We start from the raw sequence: 4,500 nt of genomic DNA on the forward strand, positions 1-4,500 counted from the left end.
GGTGAATTCATTAGATCAGAAGGTAAGGTGCGTGTCTACTTATTGAACTACAAAGGTATTTTGTGGGGATTCGTAAGACATGGGCTGAATGCTCAAAGATCACGCAAAACAAAGCTGGTGGGCATAGCCGAAAGTTTTCGAGTAATGATGATGCTGAAGCTTATTTGCTTGTCAAAATTGATGAGAGAGACAAGCGAAAGCAAAGAGATAAACCAAAGCGTAATCGCATTTACGGTTCATCACCGACACAAGGTAAACCGACACTTGATCACTTAGCTAACTTCCTTGAGCTCAAAACTGCTACATCCAAGCCTGAAAAGAAACATATCATTCTGACCTGCAAGCACGGCACTGGTGGTAAAGCATCAACAATTTCCCATTCTGACGGGACAGTGTATGTTGTTCAGACTACTCCGGGGGCAAAGGTACCACTGAAGCGTCTTGAGCTGGCTAGTGCGGCTATGAAGCTGGCGGATGGCGCTATTAATGCTAACGCGGATTCTGTTGAAATAATCGGGCTGGACGACAGTGTGGAGCGTACTCTGTGTCATTTGGCTCCCGATTGGAAGGAGCGAGGCTGGTTGAACTCTGCGGGTAAACCACCTGCGAACCTTGATCTCATTAAAAGCATGTTTGAGCTGTATGAGCAGATAAAAGGCAAGGTGGCGCTGGGTCAGAAACAGGTAGATAAACCGGATACCCATGATGCTCCGTTCTAATTGCATTCAACGTTAATACCCCGCTGAGTCTGTCTGGCTTGTCCTGACAGGCTCTGTGGGGTTATTTTTATCTGATCTTTGAGGGAAGAATTATGACAATTTCAAAAACATATACCGTTGAGGGTGTGGCTTTCCCGAGTATCGCAAAACTGGCTGCTGCGTGTGATCTGCCTGTTAAACGTGTGCAGAAGCGCATTCGTATTGGCTGGACGCTCGAGCAGGCCGTTGACCTTGAACCATCACCTGCTGACAATCGTGCCGAACATCTTGTGGTAGACGGGAGAACGTTTAAGTCCCGTTCTGCTGCTGCCCGTCACTATGGTCTTGAACCGAAACTGGTTAATGAACGCATGACCAAGCGAGGCTGGACACTTTCTCAAGCATTAGAGCTGGAACCGCGTCCTACAGCTCCGTACCGTAAAGGTGTTGTCATTGATGGGATCAAGTATTCCAGTATGCGCGAGGCGGCTAGAAAGCTAGGTGTGGCGCAAAGTACGCTAATGAATCGCATTAAGGCTGGCATTGCGGTCGAGGATGCGCTATCCGTCTCTCATGGTGAGCGTGAGAAGCTGAAAGGTCAGTCTAAGCCAATGTTCTATCAAGGTAAGCTTTACCCATCTGCGCGTCATTTGTTGCTTGCTAAGCCAGCGTTGGTAATTAATGGCGACTTAAACAAGACGGTTACTGCCTTGAATGACAAGGCGAGACGAGCAAAGAATAAATGTGAGATAGAAAATCTATCATTGGATGAGGTTTCGACGGAGTATGGCTTAGCGAAGGTGAGGTTTGTCGATGAGTTTGATGGTTTGCGAATTGAGTTGTTGGATGAAGAAGTACTGAACGGACTGTTTTATGAGTTGAAGTAATTGAGATTATTTGAAGAAACAAAGGGAGCAGCTGCGTTATGTGGCTGCTCCCTTTCCGTATGTATGGGTGTAGTAATACATTTATGCTTTTTCCCGAGTTTACAGAGTTATTAAGCGCTAGATCGTGGTCATGAAATCCATTGCGTTAATGTATCGACAAATAGGGAAATTTGTTTCTATTGGTTCTGATTGTTATGTAAAACACCTGCTATGCCTACATTTGAATAAGCATTAGTAAGTGGTATCATGAATAGTCGTCATAAAAACAATAAAATCATAAGCCTATACAGGATAGAAACATGAGCCAAGCGGTTATGGAACAATCTGATAGTGGTGGTGTTGCTGCTTTAAAAGGCTTCACATATCAAAATTTAGCTGCAGCTTACTATGTCCTGAATATGCTAAGAGATAAATCACTTGTATCTGTACGTTGTGAAGTTGTTGATGATATCGATTTGATATATCACGACAGAATCGAATATGTTCAAGTCAAAACGACCGATGGGGATACCAAGTGGTGTGTACAAGATTTTGCAGAAGCAACAACTAAAGTAGTTCCTCCTACGGGAAAGCAACGCAATGATCAAATTGTTAGTAATGAGGATTCTATCCTACACAAGTCAATTTTGTGTGATAAAGGGGAGCTACCTGGTTATTTTCGGATCTTAACGCTTAGAGAAGTTACAGACTCTCTCAAATACCTAAAAACTTCATTAGATGTTCGTTATGAGAAGCTCGAACGTAGACCTGCACTCTTAAAAAGATTGCAGAACTGTATCAAACGGAATAGACCAAATAAAAAACCTCCTTTTGTCTCTCCTAATGGGAATGACGTCGAGTATTGGCTGGATCATGCAGAATGGGAGGTTGTCTCATCGCCAGAACTTCTTGAGTTGCGATGTACAAAGTTAATCCTGCAGTCAGCTCAGAACAAAGGTGTTTACTTAAGTGCTAATGGTGATCCTGAGCGTATTCTTGCCTCTTTGCTAAATAGTTTATTTAAGAAGGGGGCTGCATCAAGAGTCCTAAAGTCTATGGCGGATAAATCTTATCATCGAAGTGATTTCATTTCGTGGTTTAATGCAGAAATTGAACATTATGCTAACCATAGTAACGAGCATATAAAGGTATACCCAACTGCTAGCAATCAACTTCAAACGGTACTTTCCTCATTTTTTAATGACAGTAATGTTTATGACACTTATAACTTTAATGGCGATAAAATATGGACGGGGCTTCAAGGGCAATACCACCGAAATAAGTATAGTTATGATTTAATAGCAAAGAATATTTACGGTTGGTTTCATGAAGTCTTACTACTTCCAAATGAAATTGCAGATAACTCTCCTCAAAACGTAACAACTAAGTTCACGCTATTTACCCAGCGCTACCATAAACAAACTGATTTTCTTAATGAACTAGTTGCAAAAGCATTACTGCATTCGACAATTAGAACAGAATCTAAAACTCAGCCAATTGCTGCTAACCTATACTTTGACGATAATCAACAGACTTGCTTTGATAATATTCATATACTTTTAGATGATCATCTTCCTGATAAGCTACTCATGGGGTTTAGTAGACTTATCGATGAACACTATTCTCTTTCAGATATCGTGCAAGACTTTGATAATTTGCTCGCTTCTGATGCTTTCTCTAACCAAAAAGAAAAAATCCTTGAAGCAAAAGCTGGGAATTATCTCCTCGAGCATGATATTGATGACATCCTCGCAGCTTGTTGCTCTCTAGACAAAAACCTACACAGGTTTAAATTTGTGTTCTTTATTGGCTATGAATCAGATCACCTTGAATGTAACTCCAAAAATATGGCTCTAGATTTTGAAAGCCATCTGATAAGTGAAGCTACTACACAGTTTAAAGCTCTAGTTGACCAGTTAATCGCTGAAGATGATTTTTATGAGGACCTTCATATAGAGGTCTACTTATATCCATCCCCATCACTAAATTCACTCATAAATGCAGTTCAAACTCAGGTGTCATCACAATGGAAAATAGCTTAAACCCTAGACTTTACCTAGAAGATGTTCAACATCAGAAGTTGAGTGCTTTCTCTTACCTAAAAAAAGCTAATGAATGTTTGTCTTCACCTAAATTAGCCCCTATTGGCCAAGAGCTACTTATTCGAGCGTTAGATGTCTTACCGTTATTTGAAAATCAGAGTTTGCTGTTTCAAAACTTACTTCGAAAAGCAGGCCTGTTTCCGTACCTAAAAAAATACTTTACGAACCTCTCGCCAGAGAAAGAGTTCGTACTTGATGTATATAAAAGTAATTTTGACGACAACTTTATTTTCCATTCAATGCAAGCAAAAGTCTTCCAGTTGCTTACATCCGGTAAAAATGTTGTCTTAAGTGCTCCAACAAGTATGGGTAAAAGTGTCATTGTTGATGCTCTCATAGCAGAGAATCAGTTCAATAAGATAGTTATTGTTGTACCTACAATTGCACTGATTGATGAAACTAGAAGACGAATACAGCAGCGGTTTGGCCACGAATACCAAATTATTCACCATGGCTCTCAGCTTAAACGTAAAGACAAAGTTATCTATATCTTCACACAAGAGCGAGTAAACGAGCGAGAAGACTTAAAAAATATCGATTTGTTTATAATTGATGAATTCTATAAGCTTGCTGATACTAAAGATGAACTATCTAGGCCTAGGATTTTTGCCCTAAATATAGCACTGAGTAAGCTACTTACTATCTCTAAACAGTTTTACATGATAGGACCTTACATTGATGCTCTTCAAGGTATGAGCTCTCTCAACCGTGAATACACTTTTATTCCTTCTGAATTTAGCACCGTCGCTTTGAATATTCACAAATACGACATTGGCGCGAACGACATAACGAATAAAAATAAGTGCTTAGAAAAAATTATTAATTCATATCCTG

The 4,500-nt window shown here is 40.2% G+C and carries 4 protein-coding genes; all 4 read left to right on the forward strand.

Annotated features, from left to right (window positions below):
* Nucleotides 1-62 precede the first annotated feature (62 nt).
* Nucleotides 63-719 (forward strand): ribonuclease H family protein, encoded by a 657-nt coding sequence (locus tag ASV53_RS22860; RefSeq protein WP_094958823.1) that lies wholly within the window; start codon nucleotides 63-65, stop codon nucleotides 717-719.
* A gap of 92 nt (nucleotides 720-811) precedes the next feature.
* Nucleotides 812-1,585, forward strand: coding sequence for a hypothetical protein (locus ASV53_RS22865; protein WP_239928896.1), 774 nt, complete (start codon nucleotides 812-814; stop codon nucleotides 1,583-1,585).
* Nucleotides 1,586-1,884: 299 nt separating this feature from the next.
* The gene (locus ASV53_RS22870) at nucleotides 1,885-3,606 is read left to right on the forward strand and encodes a dsDNA nuclease domain-containing protein (protein WP_094958824.1); all 1,722 of its coding nucleotides are present in this window, start codon (nucleotides 1,885-1,887) and stop codon (nucleotides 3,604-3,606) included.
* Nucleotides 3,591-4,500: DEAD/DEAH box helicase (locus ASV53_RS22875; protein ID WP_141226299.1), on the forward strand; the 910-nt coding region annotated here is incomplete at its 3' end. The genes ASV53_RS22870 and ASV53_RS22875, both read left to right, overlap by 16 nt.

It is taken from the genome of Photobacterium sanguinicancri, from assembly GCF_002265265.1.
GTDB lineage: Bacteria > Pseudomonadota > Gammaproteobacteria > Enterobacterales > Vibrionaceae > Photobacterium > Photobacterium sanguinicancri.